At 69.4% G+C, this 21,575-nt stretch carries 16 protein-coding genes; 9 read left to right on the top strand and 7 right to left on the bottom strand.

The window, feature by feature from the left end; translation table 11 throughout:
* The first annotated feature begins 24 nt into the window (after positions 1–24).
* The 5 genes from ABTX24_RS06645 (at position 25) to ABTX24_RS06625 (ending at position 9,464) form a co-directional block, all read left to right on the top strand.
* A complete protein-coding gene (locus ABTX24_RS06645) occupies positions 25–759 on the top strand; it encodes a TetR/AcrR family transcriptional regulator (RefSeq protein ID WP_350838296.1) in 735 nt (244 codons plus the stop codon).
* Between the two features lie 183 nt (positions 760–942).
* Positions 943–3,048 carry a hydantoinase/oxoprolinase family protein gene (locus tag ABTX24_RS06640; protein ID WP_350838294.1) on the top strand — a complete coding sequence of 702 codons (2,106 nt, stop codon included), beginning with the start codon at positions 943–945 and terminating at the stop codon, positions 3,046–3,048.
* Between the two features lie 11 nt (positions 3,049–3,059).
* The gene (locus ABTX24_RS06635; protein ID WP_350838292.1) at positions 3,060–5,375 is read left to right on the top strand and encodes a hydantoinase B/oxoprolinase family protein; all 2,316 of its coding nucleotides are present in this window, start codon (positions 3,060–3,062) and stop codon (positions 5,373–5,375) included.
* 99 nt (positions 5,376–5,474) lie between these two features.
* Positions 5,475–7,505, top strand: coding sequence for a thioredoxin domain-containing protein (locus ABTX24_RS06630; RefSeq protein ID WP_350838290.1), 2,031 nt, complete (start codon positions 5,475–5,477; stop codon positions 7,503–7,505).
* A 63-nt stretch (positions 7,506–7,568) separates the two neighbouring features.
* Positions 7,569–9,464 carry a helix-turn-helix domain-containing protein gene (locus ABTX24_RS06625; RefSeq protein ID WP_350838288.1) on the top strand — a complete coding sequence of 632 codons (1,896 nt, stop codon included), beginning with the start codon at positions 7,569–7,571 and terminating at the stop codon, positions 9,462–9,464.
* A gap of 7 nt (positions 9,465–9,471) precedes the next feature.
* On the opposite strand, the gene ABTX24_RS06620 is transcribed toward ABTX24_RS06625, so the two are convergent.
* The 5 genes from ABTX24_RS06620 to ABTX24_RS06600 are packed head-to-tail and all read right to left on the bottom strand — an operon-like array spanning position 9,472 to position 14,143.
* The gene (locus tag ABTX24_RS06620) at positions 9,472–10,494 is read right to left on the bottom strand and encodes a branched-chain amino acid ABC transporter permease (protein ID WP_350838286.1); all 1,023 of its coding nucleotides are present in this window, start codon (positions 10,492–10,494) and stop codon (positions 9,472–9,474) included.
* Positions 10,491–11,363: a branched-chain amino acid ABC transporter permease gene (locus tag ABTX24_RS06615; protein WP_160024912.1), complete on the bottom strand. Its 873-nt coding sequence runs from the start codon at positions 11,361–11,363 to the stop codon at positions 10,491–10,493. Before ABTX24_RS06615 ends, ABTX24_RS06620 begins: the two co-directional genes overlap by 4 nt.
* 23 nt (positions 11,364–11,386) lie before the next feature.
* Positions 11,387–12,634, bottom strand: a complete 1,248-nt coding sequence (locus tag ABTX24_RS06610; RefSeq protein WP_160024911.1) for an ABC transporter substrate-binding protein — start codon at positions 12,632–12,634, stop codon at positions 11,387–11,389.
* 50 nt (positions 12,635–12,684) lie between these two features.
* A complete protein-coding gene (locus ABTX24_RS06605) occupies positions 12,685–13,377 on the bottom strand; it encodes an ABC transporter ATP-binding protein (RefSeq protein WP_350838284.1) in 693 nt (230 codons plus the stop codon).
* Complete coding sequence (locus ABTX24_RS06600) at positions 13,370–14,143, bottom strand: ABC transporter ATP-binding protein (protein WP_350714612.1); 774 nt, start codon at positions 14,141–14,143, stop codon at positions 13,370–13,372. The genes ABTX24_RS06605 and ABTX24_RS06600 overlap by 8 nt, the downstream gene beginning before the upstream one ends.
* A 189-nt stretch (positions 14,144–14,332) precedes the next feature.
* On the opposite strand from ABTX24_RS06600, the gene ABTX24_RS06595 reads away from it, so the two are divergent.
* Both ABTX24_RS06595 and ABTX24_RS06590 read left to right on the top strand, forming a co-directional pair.
* Positions 14,333–16,003, top strand: coding sequence for a tannase/feruloyl esterase family alpha/beta hydrolase (locus tag ABTX24_RS06595; protein WP_350838282.1), 1,671 nt, complete (start codon positions 14,333–14,335; stop codon positions 16,001–16,003).
* 55 nt (positions 16,004–16,058) lie between these two features.
* On the top strand, positions 16,059–17,558 hold the full coding sequence (locus tag ABTX24_RS06590; RefSeq protein ID WP_350838281.1) for an amino acid permease: 1,500 nt from the start codon (positions 16,059–16,061) through the stop codon (positions 17,556–17,558).
* A gap of 65 nt (positions 17,559–17,623) precedes the next feature.
* Here the strand turns inward: ABTX24_RS06590 and ABTX24_RS06585 are convergent, their stop codons facing one another.
* Complete coding sequence (locus ABTX24_RS06585; protein WP_350838279.1) at positions 17,624–18,586, bottom strand: ArsR/SmtB family transcription factor; 963 nt, start codon at positions 18,584–18,586, stop codon at positions 17,624–17,626.
* A 56-nt stretch (positions 18,587–18,642) separates the two neighbouring features.
* Here ABTX24_RS06585 and ABTX24_RS06580 point away from each other — a divergent pair, with 56 nt between their 5' ends.
* Complete coding sequence (locus ABTX24_RS06580; RefSeq protein WP_350838277.1) at positions 18,643–19,908, top strand: MFS transporter; 1,266 nt, start codon at positions 18,643–18,645, stop codon at positions 19,906–19,908.
* Here the strand turns inward: ABTX24_RS06580 and trhA are convergent.
* A complete protein-coding gene (trhA, locus tag ABTX24_RS06575; protein ID WP_350714621.1) occupies positions 19,869–20,609 on the bottom strand; it encodes a PAQR family membrane homeostasis protein TrhA in 741 nt (246 codons plus the stop codon). The genes ABTX24_RS06580 and trhA overlap by 40 nt on opposite strands.
* A gap of 88 nt (positions 20,610–20,697) precedes the next feature.
* Between trhA and ABTX24_RS06570 the strand changes: the two genes are divergently transcribed.
* On the top strand, positions 20,698–21,474 hold the full coding sequence (locus ABTX24_RS06570; protein ID WP_160024904.1) for an isoprenyl transferase: 777 nt from the start codon (positions 20,698–20,700) through the stop codon (positions 21,472–21,474).
* Positions 21,475–21,575: the final 101 nt, after the last annotated feature.

Genomic DNA, 21,575 nt, shown 5'->3' with positions numbered 1-21,575 from the left:
CGTAAAATCGATAACATCCACGTCATGAGCACCAGCAAACCCCGCACGAAGACCAAGGCCGTCAAGGATGCCGATCCGGCACGACCCGGTGTCCGTCGCGGCTTGGTCGAGCAGGAGATCTACGATCACGCCACCCGCTTGTTCGCGGAACGTGGCTTCGCTGGGACCAGCTTCCAGGACATCGCCGACGCCGTCGGGCTGACTCGGCCGGCGCTCTACCATTACGTGAGCAGCAAGGACGAGCTCCTGGCGAAGCTGGTCGCTGAGATCACTCAGGACTCCGCGGCTGGCATCCAGGCGATAGCTGACCGCGACGACATCGATGCCGCCCGCAAGGTGCACGAGATCGTCGCCATGAGTGTGCGCCGCCAGGCGGAGAGCGCATCGCGGTTCCAGCTCCTGATCCGGTCCGAGGCCGACCTCCCTGAGGGCATCGCCACCACGCATACGGCCGGTCGTCGCGCCGTGCTGAAGGCGATGGCCGGGGTCATCGAGGACGGGGTTGCGCAGGGCGTGTTTCGGCCTGTCGACCCGCGGGTGGCCGCGCTCGGCCTGCTGGGTATGAACAACTGGGTCGCCTGGTGGTATCACCCCGACGAGCGCAACGACCTCGACTTGATCTGCGAGCAACTGGCCGACATGGCAGTGGCGTCGCTCGTCAACCCTGACGGCAGCGCCACCACTCGCGCGGAGCCGCGTGACGTCCTGCGACTGATCCGCCGCGATCTCGACCACCTCGAGGACCTGCTCGGCGGCTGAGCAGTCAGGTCTCACCACCTCTCGTCGGGCCCCCGCGACAACGCGGGGCCCGACGCGTTGTCGCGACCGACCAGAACGAGCGGCGACAAGCAGCTTCTGATTTACGCATGCGTCAACCTATTGACGTTACTGTCGAAGCGTTCTAGCGTCTGTGACTACGGACACAACGAAACGAGGATGCTCATGGCTTACGTCATCGGTGTCGACGTCGGCGGAACCTTCACGGACGCCGTGCTCGACGACGACACAGGGAACATCGTCGCGGCGAAGGCGCCGTCGACGCCGCCCGACTACTCCCAAGGCGTCATGGACGTGTTGGGGGTGCTGGCCGAGCAGCTCGGCATGCCGGTGGAGCAGATGCTGGCCGACACGCACCACATCGCCCACGGCACCACGTCGTCGCTGAACGCGCTGGTGACGGGCAACGTGCCTCCAGTCGGCTTCCTGACAACTGCAGGGCACCGCGACTCGATCTTCATCATGAACGTCGAGGGCCGCTACCTCGGCGGATCACCCGACCAGCTCCAGAACGTGTTGGGGCAGAGCAAGGACCACGGCCTTCTGCCCAAGCGGCACGCACTGGAGGTCATCGAGCGCATCGACCGCGACGGAGCGGTCATCGTTCCGTTGGACGAGGAGTCGGTGCGTACCTCCGTCCGCAAGCTCCTGGATGCCGACGTCAAGGCGATCGCCGTCTCCCTTCTGTGGTCCTTCAAGAATCCGGCCCACGAGCAGCGGATCCGCGAGATCGTCCACGAGATCGACCCGGACATGTTCGTCTCCCTCTCCTCTGAGGTGAGCCCCCGGATCCGGGAGTTCGCCCGCAGCTCCACCACAGTGATGAGCGCCCAGATCGGCCCGGGCCTGCGCGACTACCTCGGCTCGCTCGAGGGTCGGCTCCGCGAGCACGGCCTCGTCGGCCCGCTCCTCGTCATGCAGAGCAATGGTGGCGCCATCGCCGCCGCGGAAGCACCCGCGACGGCCATCAGCACGGTGGGCTCGGTGCTCACCGGTGGCGTGGTCGGTGCTGTCTCGCTCGGCGAGCAGCTGGGACACCGCAACATCATCTCCACCGACGTCGGTGGGACCACCTTCCTCGTTGGTCTGGTCGTCGACGGTGAACCGGTGCGGACCAGCAGCACGATCATCAACCACCATCCGATCAACGTGCCGACCCTCGAGGTCCACGCCATCGGGTCCGGTGGAGGCGCCATCGCCTGGCTCGACAAGGGCGGCAACCTGCAGGTCGGTCCGCGCAGCGCGCAGTCGGTGCCTGGACCCGCGTGCTACGACTCCGGTGGCACCGAGCCCACCAACACCGACGCCAACCTCGTGCTGGGGATCCTCCCGGAGGCCGGCCTGCTGGGCGGGCGAAAGGCGCTCAACGTCGAGGCAGCGCGTGAAGCCATCCGCGTGAAGATCGCCGAGCCACTGGGCCTCAGCATCGAGGACGCCGCTGCCGCGATCTATGCGATCCAGAACGCACAGACCGGCGACCTGCTGCGCAAGACAGTGGTCGAGACCGGCCATGATCCGCGCGACTTCGTTCTCTACGCCTTCGGTGGTGCAGGTCCCGCGTACTGCGGCTTCTACGCTGCCGAGGTCGGTGTCAAGGAGTGCATCGTGCCGCTCGGCCCCGTGGCCTCCGCGTTCTCCGCCTACGGCCTCGCCTCCTCCGACATCGTGCTTGCTTCCGAGCTCTCCGACCCGGGGCAGATGCCGCTCGACCCGGCCCGCGCGATGGAGAACTTCACCTCGCTGGAGCACCAGGTCAAGGCCGCACTGGAACGGCAAGGCCTCGACTTCGAGCGGATCGAGCTGGTCCGGTCCCTCGACCTGCGCTACACCGCGCAGCTCGCCGAGGTCGCCGTCGAGGTTCCGGCCGGCGCGCTGGACGCGGCGGCGATGACCCAGGTGATGGCCGACTTCGAGCAGCGCTACGCCGAACTCTTCGGCGAAGGCACCGGCTTCAGCGCTGCCGGCGTCCAAGCGATCACCTTCCGCGTCCGCGGCACCGGCGTCCTGCCGTTCTCACCTGCCCTGCCGAAGGTGGACTCCGCAGCCGAACCCGACCCGTCCGTCGCGCTCCACGCGACCCGCAAGGTCTGCCTCGACCCGCGCGTGGGGTACGTCGACACCCCGGTCTACGACTACCGCGAGCTGCGTGCGGGCCACCGGATCGTCGGGCCGGCGATCATCGAGGTCCCCACGACCACCGTCGTCGTACCGCCGGAGATGACCGGCACGGTCGACCACCTCGGCAACCTGACCATCATCACCAGGAACTAAGAGGAATTGACATGACGATGCAGATTCCCGGCTCGGAGCACTTCTCCAGCCGTCCCACGGACCTCGACGAGATCGCGGCAGGCCTGCCGGACTCCTTGAAGGTCCATTCCGTCAGCCAGGCTCAGATCGATGACCTGGACCCCCTGACGTACGAGGTCGTCCGGCACCGCCTTTGGTCAGTGACCGAGGAGATGGGCGAAGCGCTCAAGCGCATGTCCGGGTCGCCGATCGTCACCGATGCCAACGACTTCGACTTCGCCATCTGCGACGAGCTCGGCCAGGAGGTTCAGGTAGGGCTCTACAACACGATGCTCGCCGGTGCCGTCGACCTGGCGATCTACTGGACGCTGCGCAACCGATCGCACAACCCCGGCATCCGCGAGGGCGACATGTTCCTCTGCAACGACCCCTGGGTCGGCGGCGGACTCCACCAGAACGACGTGATCGTCTTCCAGCCCGTCTTCCACGACGGCAAGCTCTTCGCCTGGACCAGCGCCATCTGCCACGAACCCGACCTCGGTGGTGTCGGGCTCGGCTCCTTCAGCCCTGCGGCGCAGGACGTGTTCTCCGAGGCCCTGCCGACACCACCGATCAAGGTGGTCAAGGACTTCGACCTGCAGGACGACGTCGTCGACGTGTGGATCCGCCGTTCGAGGGTGCCGATGCTGGTCAACCTCGACCTGCGCGCCAAGGTCGGATCGAACACGGTCGGCCGCAAGCGGCTCGAGGAGGTCATCGCCCAGTACGGCGCGGACACCGTCAAGGCCGTCATGAAGCGGATGATGGCAGACGCCGAGGGCCGGATGCGCACCAAGCTCAGCGACCTGCCCGACGGCACCTGGGAGGCCACCGGCTACCAGGACCAGTCCCACGAGGGTGACCGCGGTGTGCACAAGATCACCGTGGCCATGACAAAGCGGGACGACCACCTGACCTTCGACTTCACCGGGACCGACCCGCAGGCAGGCATGATCAACTGCACCTACGCAGGCATGCGTGGCGGAGTGATGCTCGCCCTCCTCCCGATCCTCGCCAACGACATCCCTTGGTCTGCAGGCGGACTGATGCGCTGCTTCGACCTGGTGTCGGAGGAAGGAACGATCAACAACGCCACCTATCCCGCCGCCGTCAGCCGCGGCCCGATCGGACCAGCGTGGTTGACCGGCACCCTGGTTGCCCAGTGCCTGTCTCAGATGCTCGACCGCTCCGCCGACATCGGCAAGAGCGTCCAGGCCGCCTGCTGTGGCACGTGGGACACTGCCGTCGTCGCGGGTCTCGACGAACGCGGTGACGTACCGATGCCGTTCCTCAACGTGATGATGGAACCGATGGCCGGTGGATTCGGTGCCCGCCCCGAGATGGACGGCATGGACACCGGCGGGCTGTTCTGCATCCCGATGGGCCGCATCCCCGACGTCGAGATGACCGAGTTCCTCTACCCACTGCTCACCCTGTGGCGACGCGAGGAACCCGACTCCGGTGGCCCGGGGCGCCAGCGCGGGGGAGTGAGCGCCTCGCTGGCTGTCACCCTCCACGGGTCCTCACAGCCGGCGGGTCTCGTGCTCGCCTCGGCGGGCAAGGCGGTATCGCAGAACAACGGCCTCGCGGGCGGCTATCCGGGCAACACCGGTCTCGATGCCGTCGCCCGCCAGGTCGACATCGGACAGATTCTCGCCGAGGGCCGCATCCCCCAGTCCTTGGATGACTTCGGCGGCGATGTCGAGATCGGGAACTGCTATGCGCAGTCCTACCTCGCGCCGGGCGAGGTGCTCTACATGAACTGGCAGGGCGGCGGTGGATACGGCGATCCTCTGCTGCGCGACCCGCACGCTGTCCTCCACGACGTCGTCGAGGACAAGGTCAGCCCCGCCGCCGCCACCACCGTCTACGGCGTCGTTCTCGCCAATGGCGAGGTCGACCAAGCGGCAACCACGACCCGGCGAGCGGAGCTGCGTGACGAGCGACGGCAGCGATCGAGGACAGAGCCCCGCGACCGCGGGACGCTCGACACGACCCGAGCGCGTCGCATCGACGACAACCTCGTCATCGCCGGCGACACGGTCGGCTGTGCACACTGCGGTCTCGGCCTGGCCGACGTCACCCGCGACGTGTCGCTCGGCCTCGCGATCTACGACGGGCCATCGACCGACGCCGGGCCCCAGGTCACCTCCGACCCAGGGCACTACGTGGACGATCAGATCGTCTTCCGCCAGCTCTGCTGCCCCGGATGCTGGACCGCGATCACCTCGACGATCGTTCCGGCAGACCACATCGACCAGACCGACGATGTCTCCCGCCTTGGAGTCGGTCTCGTCGCAACACAGTAGGTTCACCGGCGTCGCGACCGTGCCCGTGTGCGGTCGCGACGCAGCTCGTGGGAAGACGACACCGACCGATACTTGTCCCATGCGTGCAAGGCTGGGGGTGTGGCCAACCGACTTGCCTCTGCGACCTCGCCGTACCTGCTCCAGCATGCTCAAAACCCGGTCGACTGGTGGGAGTGGGGGGCAGAGGCGTTGGAGGAGGCGCGGCGGCGGGACGTACCTGTCCTGCTCTCGGTTGGGTACGCCGCCTGCCACTGGTGCCACGTGATGGCGCACGAGTCGTTCGAGGACGCGACGACCGCGGCGTACATGAACAAGCACTTCGTCAACATCAAGGTCGACCGGGAGGAGCGGCCGGATGTGGACGCGGTCTACATGGCGGCGACGACGGCGATGACCGGGTCGGGCGGGTGGCCGATGACGGTGGTGCTCGACCACGACGGCAACCCGTTCTTCGCCGGCACCTACTTCCCGGACATGCCGAGGCACGGACAGCCGGCGTTCACGCAGGTGCTGCAGGCGCTCTCGGAGGCGTGGACGCAGCGGCGCTCGGAGATCGGGGCGGTGGCGGAGAACGTACGTCAGCACCTAGCCAACATCTCCGGGGCGGCCGGGTCCGCGGGCAGCTGGCAGGTGGACGTCGATGCCGCGGTCGAGACGCTGGCCGGGGAGTTCGACCCGATGGCGGGAGGGTTCGGGGGCGCTCCGAAGTTCCCGCCGTCGATGGTGCTGGAGTTCCTGCGGCGAGCGGCCGGGGCGCCCGGGGCGGACTCGCGGGTCTCGCACATGCTCTCGCGGACCGTGGCCGCGATGGCCGGCGGCGGGATCTACGACCAGATCGGGGGTGGGTTCGCCCGCTATGCCGTCGACCGCGGCTGGGTCGTTCCGCACTTCGAGAAGATGCTCTACGACAACGCCCAGCTGATCGGCCTCTACGCCCGCCTCGGCACCGAGCTCGGCGACCGGGTCGCGCGGGAGAGCGCCGACTGGATGATCCGCGAGCTCGGCACCGCCGAGGGCGGGTTCGCCTCCGCGCTCGACGCCGACAGCGAGGGGGTCGAGGGAAAGTTCTACGTCTGGAGCCCGGGCGAGCTCGTCGACGTCCTCGGTGCCGACGACGGAGCCTGGGCCGCCGAGGTCTTCGAGGTGACCGAGGCCGGCACCTTCGAGGAAGGAGCCTCGACCCTGCAGCTGCGGCACCGACCCGAGGACGCCGAGCGGCTCGAGTCGGTCAAGGCGCGGCTGCTGGCGGCGCGCGCGGAGCGGGTACGCCCGGCCCGCGACGACAAGGTCGTCGCGGCCTGGAACGGGCTGGCGATCAGCGGTCTGGTCGACGCTGGACTGCTGCTGGGGGAGCGGCGCTACGTCGACGCCGCGGTCTCGGCGGGCGAGTTGCTGTGGCGAACGCACCGTGTTGGTCTCGACACGCCTCCGCCTAGCGGCTCCGGCGGCTCGACCAGCGAAGCGTCGGTCCGCCTGCTCCGCGTCAGCCGCGACGGCGTGGCCGGCGCCCACGCGGGAGTGCTGGAGGACTACGGATGCGTCGCGTCGGGGTTCCTGGCGCTGACCCAGGCGACCGGCGACAGCACCTGGCTCGACCGGGCGACGGCACTGCTCCACACCGCACTGACCCACTTCCGCGCGGAGGACGGCGGCTTCTACGACACCGCCGACGACGCGGAGGCCCTGGTCACCCGGCCCCGGGACCCCTCCGACAACGCCAGCCCCAGCGGCGCCAGCTCGATGGTCCATGCGCTCGTCATCGCCCACGCGCTCACCGGAGAGGGCCGCTACCGCACGGCCGCCGAGGAGGCGCTCGCGGCCACGAGCAACCTGATGGCCAAGGCGCCCCGGTTCGCGGGCTGGTCGCTGGCGGCCGCGGCGACGATGGCTGACGGTCCGCTCGAGATCGCGGTCGTCGGACCGCCGGGTCCCGACCGCGACGCTCTCGAGGCCGCGGCCCGGCGCAAGCCGGGTGCGGTGGTGGTCGTCGCCGACGAGGCGCGCGACGACATCCCGCTGCTGAGCAGCCGCACTCCTGTGGGTGGGAGGGCGGCGGCGTACGTCTGTCGGGGGTTCGTCTGCGAGCGTCCGGTCACCACCGTGGAGGACCTGGCGAAGACCCATACCTGATCCCGGGCAACTATGTGGTGATCCCCTATGTCGGTGCGCGCGTAGAAGTGTAACTTCGGTCACATGACGGTCGATGTGGTCGCGTTCCTGGAGCTGCTGGCCGGGGATGCCGCGGAGGCCGACTTCGAGGGACCGTCGCAGGCCGCGCGAGCAGCGGGGGCGACCGCCGGGGAGCAGGAGCGGATCGACTACGCCAAGAGGCTCGCGCTGCAGGTCAGGGCGACTCTGGAGGCGCGCCGCCGGCGCGAGGGCGAGCTGGGGGCGCTGTTCGAGTCGGCCAACGACCTGGCGATGCTGACCAACCTGGAGGCGGTGCTGCAGGCGATCGTGACCCGGGCGAGGCAGTTGCTCAACAGCGACGTCGCCTATCTGACCCTCAACGACGAGCGTCGTGGTGAGTACATGCGCGTGACCGAGGGCATCCTGACCGCGGCCTTCCGCTCGACCCGGATACCCTACGGCATCGGGCTCGGCGGCCTCGTCGCCCAGACCATGAAGCCCTACTCGACAGCCGACTACATCCCCGACGAGCGGTTCCGGCACGCTCCCGACATCGATGGCGCGGTCAGCGGCGAGGGCATCCGCGCGATCATCGGCGTACCCCTCCTGCTCGGCACCCAGGTCATCGGCGTCCTCTTCGCCGCCAACCGCACCGTACGTCCCTTCGGCGACGAGGCGAGCGCGCTGCTCGTCTCCCTGGCGGCTCACGCCGCGATCGCCGTGGACAAGGCCCGGCTGCTGGAGGAGACCCGTGCCGCGGTCGCCGAGCTCGAGGTCACCACCCGCAAGCTGCAGGCACGCAACGAGGCGGTCGAGCGCGCCGCGGACGCCCATGACCGGCTCACCCGGATCGTCGTCGAGGGCGGCGGCGTGGACGACGTCGTACGCAGCGTCGCCGAGGTCCTCGGCGCCCGGGTGGTGGTGCTGGACCTGAGCGGCGAGACCATCGCCAGCAGCGCCCCGGACCAGCCCGTCTCCGACTACGAGGCCGCCGTGACCCGGCGCAGCCTCGACCTGAGCCGTACCGCCGGCAGCGGCGACATCTACGCCACCCCGGTGCTTGCCGGCGCCGAGCAGCTCGGCTCGATGCTCCTCGGCCCGCGTGAGGTCGACCGCGAGGACGGGGACCTGGACGACGGCGACCAGCGGATCCTGGAGCGGGCGGCGCTGGTCACCGCGCTGTTGCTGCTCTTCCGGCGCAGCGTCGCCGAGGCCGAGGGACGCGTACGCGGCGAGCTCCTCGACGAGCTCCTCTCCGGCACCACCCCGGACCCGGACACGCTGCGCGAGCGGGGCCGGCTGCTGCAAGCGGACCTGTCCCGGGACTATGCCGTCGTGGTGGCGAACGTCCCCGGCGACCGGGCCCGGGTCGGTCAGGCGGCGACGTTCGTCGCCGCCACCCACGACGGGTTCGCGGCGGTGCGGCAGGGGCAGGTCGTGCTGATCTTCCCCGACTGCGACGCCCGCGCCGCCGGCGAGCTGGTGGTCGAGGGACTGCGACTGTCCGCCGGCGCCCCGGTGACGGTCGGCGCTGCCGGCCCGGTGCCGGGGCCGCTGAGCAGTCCCGACGCGGTGGTGAAGGGCTACGACGAGGCTCGCCGCTGTCTGGCGGCCGCGATGACGCTGGGGCGTGAGGGCCAGGTGGTCACCGCCGAGGACCTCGGCTTCGTGGGGCTGCTGCTCGGCTCCGACGGCCACCCGGCGACGTACGTCACCTCGCGGCTGGGTCCGGTGATCGACTACGACGACGCGAAGGGGTCGAAGCTGGTGGAGACCCTGCGGGCCTACTTCGCCGCCGACCGCAACCTCACCCGCACCGCCGGCGCGCTGCATGTGCACGTCAACACGGTCACACAGCGTCTGGAGCGGGTCACCCGGCTGCTGGGCAAGGGCTGGCAGGAGCCGGAGCGCCAACTCGAGGTGCAGCTGGCGCTCCGGCTCCATCAGCTGGTCGCCTAGAGCGAGCTCAGGAACGACGACGGGTCAGCCAGAGGTGGCGGGCGGTGCCCCAGATCCCGCGACGGAAGAGCAGCACCACGGTGACGAACACGGCGCCGGTGACGATCCCGATCCCGTCGAATCCGGACGAGGCCAGGTAGTCGGCGAGCATCACGATCAGCCCGGCGCCGATGACGCCGCCCCACAGGGTGCCGATCCCGCCGAGCACGGTCATCAGCACGACCTCGCCGGAGGTAGCCCAGTGCAGCTCGGGCAGCGCCACGAAGCCGTGCGAGACGGCGAAGACGCCGCCGGCGAGCCCCGAGAGCCCGGCCGAGAGCACGAAGACGATCAGCTTGTAGCGCTCGACGTCGTAGCCGAGTGCCCTGGCCCGAGGTGCGTTGTCACGGATCGCGACCAGCACCCGCCCGAAGGGGGAGTGGACGATCCGCCAGGCGGCCCACATCCCGAGCAGGATGATCGGCAGCGCGGCGTAGTAGAAGAAGAACGAGTCGGTCTCGACGGCCTCGATCCCGAAGAACGATCGCGGCACGCCTTGGAGCCCGTTCTCGCCGCCGGTGAGCGATGAGGCCTGGTTGGCGATGAAGAAGAGCATCTGTGCGAAGGCGAGGGTGACCATCGCGAAGTAGATCCCCGACCGCTTCACCGACAGGTAGCCGATCGGCACCGCCAGCAGCATCGCGAAGAGCGCCCCACCCAGGACCGCCACGGGGAACGGCACGCCGAGGTGGATCGCGATCAGTCCCGTGGCATAGGCGGACCCGCCCCAGAACGCGGCGTGGCCGAACGAGAGCAGCCCGCAGTAGCCCAGCAGGAGGTCGAGGGCGACCGCGAAGAGAGCCCACGCGGCGATGTCCATCGCCACCGGCGGGTAGACGAACCACGGCAGCGCCAGCGCCACCACCAGCCCCACGGCCAGCAGGACCAGTCGCTGCCACGGGCGCGCGCCCGCTATCGCCGCATGCTGCTCGGTGACGCTCGCACCGGCCGTAGCGATGGATGCGGTGTCCTGAGCTTGTCGAAGGGTCATGCGGTTGCCTCCTCTCGGCCGAAGAGCCCGGCCGGCCGGGCCAGGACGACGACGGCCATCAGCACGAAGATGAGCACCTGCGCGAACGTCGGTGCGTACGCCTGCCCGAAGGCCTCCACGAGCCCGACCAGGAACCCGCCGACGACGGCGCCCACGATCGAGCCGAGCCCGCCGATCACCACGACAGCGAACAGGATGATGATGAAGTCGCTGCCCATCTCGGCGGTGATCGCCCGGAACGGTGCCGCCAGCACCCCGGCCAGTCCGGCGAGCGCGACCCCGAAGCCGAACACCGGCGTCACCCAGCGCCCGACGTTGATGCCGAGCGCACCGGCGAGCTCGGGTCGCTCGGTCGCGGCGCGGACGATCATGCCCACCCGCGTACGCGTCATCAGCAGCCAGACGCCGAGGCAGACGAGCAGCGCGACACCGATCACGAAGAGCTGGTAGACCGGCAGCCCGACGCCACCCACCTGCACCCGCCCGGTCAGCGCCTCGGGGCGCTCGTAGGGCAACCCCGAGACCCCGTAGCGGCGCTTGACGAGGTCGACCAGCAGCAGGGTCAGCCCGAAGGTGAGCAGCAGGTTGTAGAGCGGGTCGAGCGGCAGCAGCCACTGCACCAGCAGCCGCTCGACCAGCATCCCGAAGACCAGCATCAGCAGCGGCACCACGATCAGCGCCAGCCACAGGCTCATCCCGACGGTGTCCAGGAGCACCGCGGCGGCGACCGCTCCCAGCATGTAGAAGGCGCCGTGGGCGAAGTTGACCACGCCCAGCACCCCGAAGATGACGGCCAGGCCGAGCGCGGCCAGCGCGTAGAAGCTGCCGGCCGCGAGCCCTTGGACGGTGTACTGCAGAACCGCGTTCATACCAATCCCTCTAGACCTCGCGCCTACATCGAGCAGCCGGACTCAGCTGCCGGGCGGAACGCCTCCTCGGCCGGGATCGTCTTGATGATCTCCTCGTAGTCCCAGTCCTCCTTGACGTCGTCCGGTCCCTTGACCCGGGCCAGGTAGGCGTCGTGGATGACCCGGTGGTCCTCGGCGCGGATCTCACCGTTGCGCAGGAACATGTCCTCGACCTTCTTGCCCTCGAGCTCCTCGACGATCTTGTCGGCGTCGTCGGTGCCGGCCGCCTGGACCGCCTCGAGGTACTGCGTCGCCGCCGAGTAGTTGCCCGCGTGGGCGTACGTCGGCCGGTCGCCGGTCTCCTCCATGAAGCGGTCGGCCCACTCGCGGGACTTCTCGTCGAGGTTCCAGTACCAGGCGTCGGTGAAGATCGTGCCCTCGAACGCCTCGACGCCGAGCGAGTGGATGTCGGAGATGAACATCAGCCCGACGGCCAGGTCGATGCCCTGGTCCTTGAGCCCGGACTCGTTGTACTGCTTGACCAGGTTGATCAGGTCGCCGCCGGCGTGCATGGTGCCGATGACCTGCGGTTTCGCGGCTCCCGCCTTGGTGATGTACGTCGCGAAGTTGTCGTTCGGGAACGGCGTCGCGATCGTGCCCGCGACCGTGCCGCCGCCCGCCTCGATGGCGCCGGTGAACGACTTCACCATGTCCTGGCCGAAGGCGTAGTCGGGGTAGATCAGCTGCCAGTTCTTGTCGCCTTCCTCGGTGACGACGGTGCCGGTGCCGTTGGCCAGCATCCAGGTGTCGTAGGCGTAGTGGAAGGTGTACTTGTTGCACTGCGCGCCGGTCAGCTCGGTCGTGCCGGCGCCGATGTTCATGTAGAGCTTCTTCTTGTTCTTCGCCTGCGTCGCGACGGCCAGCGCCGCCGACGAGGTCGGCACGTCGAGGATGACGTCGGCGCCCTCGCGGTCGTAGAGCTCCTGGGCCTTGGTGTTGGCGATGTCCGGCTCGTTCTGGTGATCGGCCGAGGTCACCTCGATGTCGTCGACGACGGCCTCGTCGCCGTACTTCTCCTGGTAGTCGTCGATCGCCATCTGGATCGCGATCTTCGAGTTGGGGCCGGAGACGTCCTTGTAGACACCGGAGGCGTCGTTGAGCAGGGCGAGGACCACCTTGTCGTCGGTGAAGTCACCTCCGGCAGCAGCCGGCCCGCCGGCACCGCAGCCTGCGGTGACCAGGACACCTGCCATCAATATCGAGGCGCCCGCAGCTGTGCGTCGCTTGTTCATCGTGTCTCTCCTCGTGGGGTAGGGCTGTGCTCGATCTCTGCGGACGTACGTCAGATCCCGAGGTCTTCGAGTAGCTCGTCCTGACGTTCGACGAACTCGTCGTTGTCGAGGCTCTCGACCAGGCGGCCCTGGGCGAGCAGGTAGTGGCGGTCGGCGACGGTGGCGGCGAAACGTACGTTCTGCTCGATCAGGAGCACGCCGATCCCGGACTGCTTCGCGGTCCGCACGATGTCGCCGATCTGGGCGACGATGACGGGGGCGAGCCCCTCGGAGGGCTCGTCGAGCAGCAGCAGGCGGGCCCCGGTGCGGAGCACCCGGGCGACGGCGAGCATCTGCTGCTCGCCGCCCGAGAGCGTCGTCCCGCCCGCTCGCCGACGGCTGCCGAGAGCCGGGAAGGCGTCGTAGACCTGCTCCAGCGTCCACGCCGACTCGGAGACCTTCGGCGGCAGCAGGAGGTTCTCCTCCACGCTCAGGTTGGCGAAGATGCCGCGGTCGTCCTGCACCCAACCGAGCCCGGCGCGGGCCCGCTTGTGCGCGGGCAGCGAGGTGATCTCGCGGCCGTCGAGCCGGATCGATCCGGTCAGGTGCTTGTGGAGGCCCATCAGGCAGCGGACGAGCGTGGTCTTGCCGGCGCCGTTGCGGCCGACGAGGGTGACGACCTCGCCCTCGGCCACGCTCAGGGTGGCCTCGCGCAGGGCCTGCGCCTCTCCGTACCAGGCGCTCAGGTTCTCTATCTCAAGCACGGTGAGCCTCTCCGAGGTAGGCGGTGATGACCCGCGGGTCCGCACGGACCTCGTCGTAGGGGCCTTCGGCGAGCACCGAGCCCTGCTGCAGGACGGTGACCCGGTCGGCGAGGTGGGCGACGACGTGCATGTTGTGGTCGACGAAGACGACCGTGCGGCCCTCGGCGATGCGCCGGACGAGCTCGATGGTGCGGTCCACGTCCTCGATGCCCATCCCCGCCGTCGGCTCGTCGAGGAGCAACAGGCGGGGCTCGACAGCGAGGACGAGAGCGAGCTCGAGCGCCCGCTTCTGTCCGTACGCCATCAGCCCGGTCGGCTTGTCGGCCAGCTCGGTGAGGCCGACCTCGGCCAGCAGCCGGTCGACCTCCTCGCGGCGGCGTCCGAGCAGCTTCTCCGAGCGCCAGAACCTCAGCCCCTGGTTGGTCAGTCCCTGGAGCGCGATCTCGACGTGCTCGCGCGGGGTGAGGTTCTCGAAGAGGCTGGTGATCTGGAAGGAGCGGGCCACCCCGTGGCGGGTGATCCGCTCCGGTGCCATCCCGGTGACGTCGTCACCGAAGACCGTGATCCGTCCGCCGGTGGGCTTGAGGAACCCGGTCAGCAGGTTGAACAGGGTCGTCTTGCCGGCGCCGTTGGGGCCGACGAGCGCGTGTACGGTGCCCTCGGCGACCTCCAGGTCGACTGAGCTGACTGCGCGGAAGCCGCGGAAGTCCTTGGTGAGACCCTCGGTCCGTAGTGCGCACCTCGGGGTCGATGTGGTGCTCGTCACAGGGGCGACGCTAGGGAAGTGGTGAGACGTACGCCATAGGGGTTCGGGACACACTGAGCCCCGTCATTGTGTGGCTCGCCCCCATGCCGGCTCTCCAGTGCCCGGCTCAAGTCTGGCCACATCTTGCGCACAGGAGTTGTGTGCGGCGGCCACATGGCGCAGGTCACACCGCGTCGCGATCCTTGAGCAATGGCCCCCACCCACGTACGCAGATTCCTGACCGTCGGCTCCGCGCTCGCCCTCGCCGCCGCGGCCCTAATCGTCGGCCAGGTGCCCGCGAGCGCCGCGCCGTCGACGGGCACCGCCGACTGCTCGTCGCTGGTCGGGCTGAAGGTCCCCGCCCACCGCATCGGCCTGCCGACCACCGGTGCCGAGGTCACCGCGACGAGGTCGATGCCGGCCTCCGGGACCGGGCCGACCGCGCTCCCGGCCTACTGCCGCGCCGACATCGCGATCCACCCGGTCGACCCCGCCGCCCCGGACATCCGGATGGGCCTGGCCCTGCCCCAGGGGTGGAACGGGAAGACGATGATGTTCGGCGGTGGCGGCTACAACGGCACCGTCCCCAATCTCGCCCAGAACGTGCCCTTCGGGCCGGTCGACCAGCGCACCCCGCTCGGCCGCGGCTACGCCACCTACGCCAGCGACTCCGGCCATCAGGCCGACACCAGCCGCCACCCGATCGCCAGCCTGGACGGCTGGTTCGGCCAGAACGACGAAGCCGTGCGCAACTTCTCGGGTGACGCGCTCAAGAAGGTGCACGACACCGCCACGTACGTGATCTCGAAGGCGTTCGGTCGGGCGCCCGGCACGGCCTACTTCGCCGGCGGCTCGACCGGTGGCCGGGAGGCCCTGGCGGTCGCGCAGCGCTGGCCGCGCGACTTCGACGGGGTGATCTCCGCGTACCCGGCCTGGAACGCCGCCACCCTCGACCTCTTCTTCGGCCGGATCACCCACGAGTTCGGCAAGCCCGGCGCGTTCCCGTCGAAGGCGCAGCAGGACCTCGTCGCACAGCGGGTCCTGGCCGCCTGCGACGGCGGCGACGGGGTCACGGACGGGGTGATCTCCGACGAGGCCGGCTGCGACTTCGACCCGGAGACGCTGTTGTGCGGCGAGGGCGAGACGCCGGGGGACACCTGCCTCTCGCGTGAGCAGGTGGATGCGGTGGTAGCGGCCGACAGCAGCTGGCGGCTGCCCTACCGGGTGGCGAGCGGAGAGTGGGGCTACCCCGGGTTCCCGCTGCTGTCCGGAGCACGCATGTCGACGCCGGTCCTCGGCTTCGGCACCGCCGCGCCGGCCGACCCGATGCCGGTGACCGCCGGCTACGGCATGCAGTTCTGGAACCAGTGGGCCAAGTACTTCGTCGCTCGCGACCCGCAGATCAGCCCGTTCGCGATCGACCCGGCCGACCCGGGGGAGTGGCAGGGCCGGATCAGCGAGCTGACCGCGCTCCAGGACGTCAACGACGCCGACCTGCGCCCGTTCGCCCGATCCGGCGGCAGGCTGATCCTGGTCCACGGTGCCGCCGACGAGCTGGTCAGCCACCGCTCCACGATCGACTACTACCAGCGCGTCCAGCGGCTGATGGGCAAGCGGGCGACCGAGGGGTTCTCCCGGTTCTATCTGGTGCCCGGAGCCAACCACGCCAACTTCGCCCCGGTCGCCTTCTCCGCCTCGTACGACTCCCTCACGGCCCTGGAGAAGTGGGCCGAACGAGGCGTCGCTCCCGGGCAGAACCAGGTGGTCGCCGACGGCAATGCCGGAGCCGCCCGGACCCGGCCGCTGTGCGATTGGCCGGCCTGGCCCGCGTACGTCGGAGGACCCGCCTCGGAGGCGAGCAGCTTCCGGTGCGAGATGTGACGGATTACACCCCCGACCTTTCCGGTCCATCAGCCGAGATGGTTTCCTATCCCTCATGTCTGTTTGGCGCACCAAATCCATCGAGCAATCCCTTGCCGATGCCGAGACCCCGGAGTTCAAGCTCAAAAGGCGACTCACTTCGGTTGACCTGACCGTCTTCGGGATCGGCGTCATCATCGGAGCGGGAATCTTCACGCTGACCGGTAGAGCCGCGGCTGAGTACGCCGGCCCGGGTGTGGTCTTCTCCTTCGTCATCGCCGCGATCTGCTGCGGCCTGGCCGCGCTGTGCTACGCCGAGTTCGCCTCGACGGTGCCGGTGTCGGGGTCCGCGTACACGTTCTCCTACGCCACCCTCGGCGAGATGCTCGCCTGGATCATCGGCTGGGACCTGATCCTGGAGATGGTGCTCGGTGCGTCCGTGGTCGCGCAGGGCTGGAGCAGCTACCTGGTGACGTTCCTCGAGGAGATCGGCCTCGGCTGGCCCGAAGGGTATGGGCCGGACGCCAACGCCGACTTCGGTCAGCCCAACCTGGCCGCCCTGCTGCTCGTGATCGTCCTGGTGGGCCTGATCGCGATCGGTATCAAGGAGTCGCTGCGGGTCAACCTCGTCCTGGTCGCGGTCAAGCTGTTCATCGTCCTGTTCGTCATCGTCGCCGGCATGTTCTACATCACCGGCTCCAACTACGACCCGTTCATCCCCGACCGTGCCGGTTCCGTCAGCGGTGAGGGCATCCACCAGCCGCTGATCCAGTGGGCCTTCGGCCTCGAGCCGCAGACCTTCGGTGTCCTCGGCATCATCTCGGCCGCCTCGGTCGTCTTCTTCGCCTACATCGGCTTCGACGTGGTCGCCACGACCGCGGAGGAGGCCAACAACCCCCAGCGCGACCTGCCGCGCGGCATCATCGGCTCGCTGGTGATCTGCACGATCCTCTACGTCGCCGTCGCCCTGGTGATCACCGGCATGGTGAAGTACGACCAGATCGACACCGAGGCCGCGCTCGCCACCGCGTTCCGAGATGTCGGCCGCGGCGGGTTCGCGACCCTGATCTCGGCCGGCGCCGTCGCCGGTCTGACCACCGTCGTGATGACGCTGATGATCGGCGCCATCCGGGTCATCTTCGCGATGAGCCGCGACGGTCTGTTCCCGGTGAGGTTCGCCCACGTCAACCCGAAGACCGGCACCCCGGTCCGGATCACCCTCACCGTCGGCGTCTTCGTCGCGATCGTGGCCACCTTCACCCCGATCGGCAAGCTCGAGGAGATGGTCAACATCGGCACCCTGACCGCGTTCGCGCTGGTCTCGATCGCCGTGCCGATCCTGCGCAAGCGTCGCCCGGACCTGCCGCGCTCCTTCAAGGTGCCGTTCAACCCGGTGCTGCCGATCGTGGCCGCGCTGATCTGCATCTACCTGACCCTCAACCTGAGCGTCGAGACCTGGCTGCGGTTCCTGGTCTGGATGGCGATCGGCTTCGCCATCTACTTCCTCTACGGCTACCGCAACTCGCGGGTCGGTAAGGGCGGCGACGACAACGTCGTCGAGCCGCTGCACATGTGAGGATCTCGTAGACGAGAAGGAGCGCGTGGCCGGACCGGCCGCGCGCCCCTTTCCTCGTCTGGACGTCACCTGACGGCATCGACCAGGCGGTCGCCGAGGTCGGAGCGGAGATAGAGGACCGATCGGCCGTGGCGGGCCGAGGTCAGCAGCCCTGCCGCGCGCATCGCCCGCAGGTGCTGGTTGACGGCGGTGGGGGTCACCCCGAGGCGTACGGCCAGCTCGGTCGACGAGGCCGGAGCCGCCAGCAGCGTGAGGAGCCCGGAGCGGGTCTCGCCGATGAGGTCGCGCAGCGCCCGCGGCGCCTGCGGCCGGTCGCTGGTCCACAGCGTGCCGAGGCCGCGTGCCGGGTAGAACATGACCGGCGGCTCCTCGGGCGAGATCGGCGTCGACGGGTTGCGGGAGAACAGGGTGGGGACCAGGGTGAGCCCGTCGCCGGCGGTCGTACGCCGATAGTCGACCTTCGACGTGGTGAGCCGGATCGCGAGGACGTCGTCGGCGAGGGTGACCCGCGGCGAGATGTCGGCGAACATCGACGCCATGCCGGAGTGGACGATCGTCCGGCCGCGATGGACGATGTCGGCCTCCAGTACCGCTCGCATCCGCTGCCAGTGGGGTTCGAAGCAGGCGTCCCAGTAGCCGCGCAGCGCGGTGAGGACGCGGCGCAGCACAACCTGCGGAGGCCCGCTCAGGACCGGCGGTGGGCCGCCCTCGAAGTGGACCGCGTCGAGGTCGGCACGTACGCGCTGCGGCGAGGTCGCCGCGACGACCTCGAGCTCGTCCTCGAGCCGGGCGAGCGGGGTGCGCGGGCGCGGGTTGAGGAAGTCCGGCGTCCAGAGTCGGTCGTTGGTCAGCGCCAGCAGGGTCTCGCGATCCAGGTCGGCGGTGCCGACACCGCGGAGCCAGGGCAGGTGGAGCGGGAACCGGCCGGGGTCGCGCAGCGCCCGCAGCGAGAGGGTGAGCTCGTTGAGCGGCGAGATGGCGAACCGGACCTCGCTCAGGTCGGGACCGGCCAGCTCGTACCTGATCATGAAGCAATACGCTACATCGTTAGCGCGCGCAGGCGTGGGGTGCGACAACTGGACCCGTGATCCGCCTCCCCAGCGACCCGGTCGAGCGCCCGCTCGTCGGCGCCATCGCCGCCCTCTCCCTCGCCCGTGGCATGTTCTTCGCCGTCAGCGCGCTCTACTTCACCCGCACGGTCGGCCTCTCGGCCGTGACCGTCGGCATCGGCCTGACCGTCGCCGGAGCCGTCGGCGTCGTGGCGACGTACGCCGGCGGGCGGCTCAGCGACCGGTGGGGCGCCGACCGGGTGCAGCTGTGGGCGATGGCCAGCTACGGCATCGCTCTGCTCGCCTACGCCCTGGCGCGTGACGTGGTCGCGTTCGTGCTGGTCGCGACCTGGGTCTCGGCCTCGCGAGGCTTCCAGTCGAGCGCGCAGTCGACGCTGATCGCGCGCTGGTTCAACGGCCCCGACCGGGTCGCCGTACGCGCCCGGCTGCGCGTGGTCATGAACGTGATGATCGGAGCGGGGACGCTGCTCGCCGCGCTGGCGCTGGCGGTCGACACCGGGACCGCCTATCGCACCACGATGGTGGTCGTCGGGTTGCTCACCACGCTCGCGGCCGTGCCGCTCATCGGGCTCAGGCGCCGGGTCGCCGGGCTGGCCGAGACGATGGACGCCGGCTCCGGTCCGACGGTGGCCGCGGGTCCCTCACCGCTGCGCGACCGCACCTATGTGACCGCGACCGTGCTCAGCGGAGTGATGGCGATCCACTTCGGGCTGACCTCGATCGGGGTGCCGCTGTGGGTGGCCGACCACACCGACGCGCCGACGGTCCTGGTCTCGCTGCTCCTGGTGGTGAACACCGTCTACGTCGCGCTCTTCCAGGTGCGGGCCTCGCGCGGCACCCACGACATCGCCACGGCGGGTCGGGCCGTGCGGGGTGCCGGGTTCCTGCTGCTCGCCGCCTGCCTGCTCTTCGCGGGGGCTGGCTATGCGGGCCCGGTGTTCGCCACGTGCCTGCTGCTGCTCGCCGCGCTGGCCGCCTCGGCAGCCGAGACGCGCGGCGAGGCGGGCAGCTGGGGGCTGGCCTTCGAGCTCGCCGACCAGCAGCGGGCCGGTGCCTACCAGGGAGTGAGCCAGATGGGCTACGCGCTGGCGCACATGCTCGCGCCTCTGGTGGTGACCGCCACCGCGATCGACCACGGCACCGGTGGCTGGATGGTGCTGGGCGCGCTCTTCGCCGTCACCGGCATCCTCACCGCGGTGCTCGCCCGGCACGCGGCCACGGCACGCGATCAGGCTCAGGCTCAGCGCAGCGAGTACGTCGCCAGCGAGACGCCGGTGTAGTGCACGATGAACGCGAGGATCGTGAAGGTGTGGAAGACCTCGTGGAAGCCGAACCACTGCGGCCACGGGTTGGGCCGCTTGAAGCCGTAGATGACGCCGCCGGCGGTGTAGAGCGCGCCGCCGACACAGATCAGCGTGAAGGTGGCGATCCCGATGCCGACACCGAGCGCGACCGCGCCGGAGAAGAAGGACGGGATGAAGAAGATCGCCGCCCAGCCGAGCGCGATGTAGTTCGGGACGTACAGCCAGCGCGGGGCCTCGGGCCAGAACACCCGGAAGAAGACGCCCAGGATGGCACCGGTCCAGACCACCGAGAGCAGCACGACCTGGGTGACGCCGTCGAGGAGCAGCAGCGAGAAGGGGGTGTAGGAGCCCGCGATCATCAGCATGATGTTCGCGTGGTCCCAGCGCTTCAGGATGGTGTGGGAGCGTGGGCTCCACTTACCCATCGCGTTGCCGCGGTGGTAGACCGCGGAGACGGTGAAGAGCAGCAGCGCGGCCATCGTGAACACCGCCGCGCCGAGCCGCGGCGCACCCGCGGGGGCCAGGACGATCAGCACGATCCCGGCCGCCAGCGTGAGCGGGGCGCTGGCCAGGTGGATCCAGCCGCGCAGCTTTGGCAGGGCCTCGTGAACGGTCGAGGAGACCGAGTCGGTGATCGTTCCGACCTTGAGGCGCATCGCGTCCGTCATCTCGCTCATAAGTGCCAAGGCTATCGGTCGACCCTGAAGATCGGGTGAACCCCGTCCCGCTGGGAGATGTGGGCGCGGCGCCGATACCCTTCTGCACGTGGCAGACTGGAAGGAAGGCGTACGTCGGGTTCTCTACCCAGCCTACGAGGCGCGGATGCTCCGCAAGCTCGATGCCTCCAAGCTGCCCAAGCACGTCGGGGTGATGCTCGACGGCAACCGTCGCTGGGCCAAGGAGGTCGGCCAATCGACCGCCCACGGCCATCGGGCCGGCGCGGCCAACATCGAGCCGCTGCTCACCTGGTGCGACGAGATCGGCATCGAGGTGGTCACCCTGTGGCTGCTCTCCACCGACAATCTCAACCGCCCTGCCGACGAGCTGGCACCGCTCCTCGAGATCATCGCCGACGCGGTCGACTCGCTGGCAGACGTACGCCGCTGGCGGCTGCACCCGGTCGGCGCGCTCGATCTCCTGCCCGACTGGCTGTCCCAGCGCCTCAAGGCCGCCGAGGAGGCGACCCGGGACGTCGACGGGATGCTGGTCAACGTCGCCGTCGGCTACGGCGGCCGCCGCGAGATCGCCGATGCCGTACGCGCCCTGCTCAACGAGCACGCCATCCGCGGCACCTCGCTGGAGGAGCTCGCCCAGATCATCGACGTCGAGCACATCGCCGACCACCTCTACACCAAGGGCCAGCCCGATCCCGACCTGGTGATCCGTACGTCCGGGGAGCAGCGCCTGGGCGGATTTCTGCTCTGGCAGAGCGCGAAGTCGGAGTTCTACTTCTGCGAGGCCTACTGGCCCGACTTCCGGCGAACCGACTTCCTGCGGGCCCTGCGCGCCTACGCCCACCGCGAGCGTCGCCTCGGAAGGTGACCACTGGCCGGAACATTCGGTCGTGTCACCAGGAGTTCACAAAGAAAAATCGTTCGTGTTGCCACAGACCGTTGGTCCGGCGTCGTAGCGTTGTACCAACG

This window comes from Nocardioides sp. NPDC127514 (genome assembly GCF_040302125.1).
Taxonomy (GTDB): Bacteria; Actinomycetota; Actinomycetes; order Propionibacteriales; family Nocardioidaceae; genus Nocardioides.
This window is presented reverse-complemented; position numbering and strand designations above follow the sequence as displayed.

Bases quoted from the DNA above. Each gene is read 5' to 3' on its own strand.
- ABTX24_RS06645 (WP_350838296.1), top strand. From the start codon at position 25: ATGAGCACCAGCAAACCCCGCACGAAGACCAAGGCCGTCAAGGATGCC.
- ABTX24_RS06640 (WP_350838294.1), top strand. From the start codon at position 943: ATGGCTTACGTCATCGGTGTCGACGTCGGCGGAACCTTCACGGACGCC.
- ABTX24_RS06635 (WP_350838292.1), top strand. From the start codon at position 3,060: ATGACGATGCAGATTCCCGGCTCGGAGCACTTCTCCAGCCGTCCCACG.
- ABTX24_RS06625 (WP_350838288.1), top strand. From the start codon at position 7,569: ATGACGGTCGATGTGGTCGCGTTCCTGGAGCTGCTGGCCGGGGATGCC.
- ABTX24_RS06620 (WP_350838286.1), bottom strand. From the start codon at position 10,494: ATGACCCTTCGACAAGCTCAGGACACCGCATCCATCGCTACGGCCGGT.
- ABTX24_RS06615 (WP_160024912.1), bottom strand. From the start codon at position 11,363: ATGAACGCGGTTCTGCAGTACACCGTCCAAGGGCTCGCGGCCGGCAGC.
- ABTX24_RS06610 (WP_160024911.1), bottom strand. From the start codon at position 12,634: ATGAACAAGCGACGCACAGCTGCGGGCGCCTCGATATTGATGGCAGGT.
- ABTX24_RS06595 (WP_350838282.1), top strand. From the start codon at position 14,333: ATGGCCCCCACCCACGTACGCAGATTCCTGACCGTCGGCTCCGCGCTC.
- ABTX24_RS06590 (WP_350838281.1), top strand. From the start codon at position 16,059: ATGTCTGTTTGGCGCACCAAATCCATCGAGCAATCCCTTGCCGATGCC.
- ABTX24_RS06585 (WP_350838279.1), bottom strand. From the start codon at position 18,586: ATGATCAGGTACGAGCTGGCCGGTCCCGACCTGAGCGAGGTCCGGTTC.
- trhA (WP_350714621.1), bottom strand. From the start codon at position 20,609: ATGAGCGAGATGACGGACGCGATGCGCCTCAAGGTCGGAACGATCACC.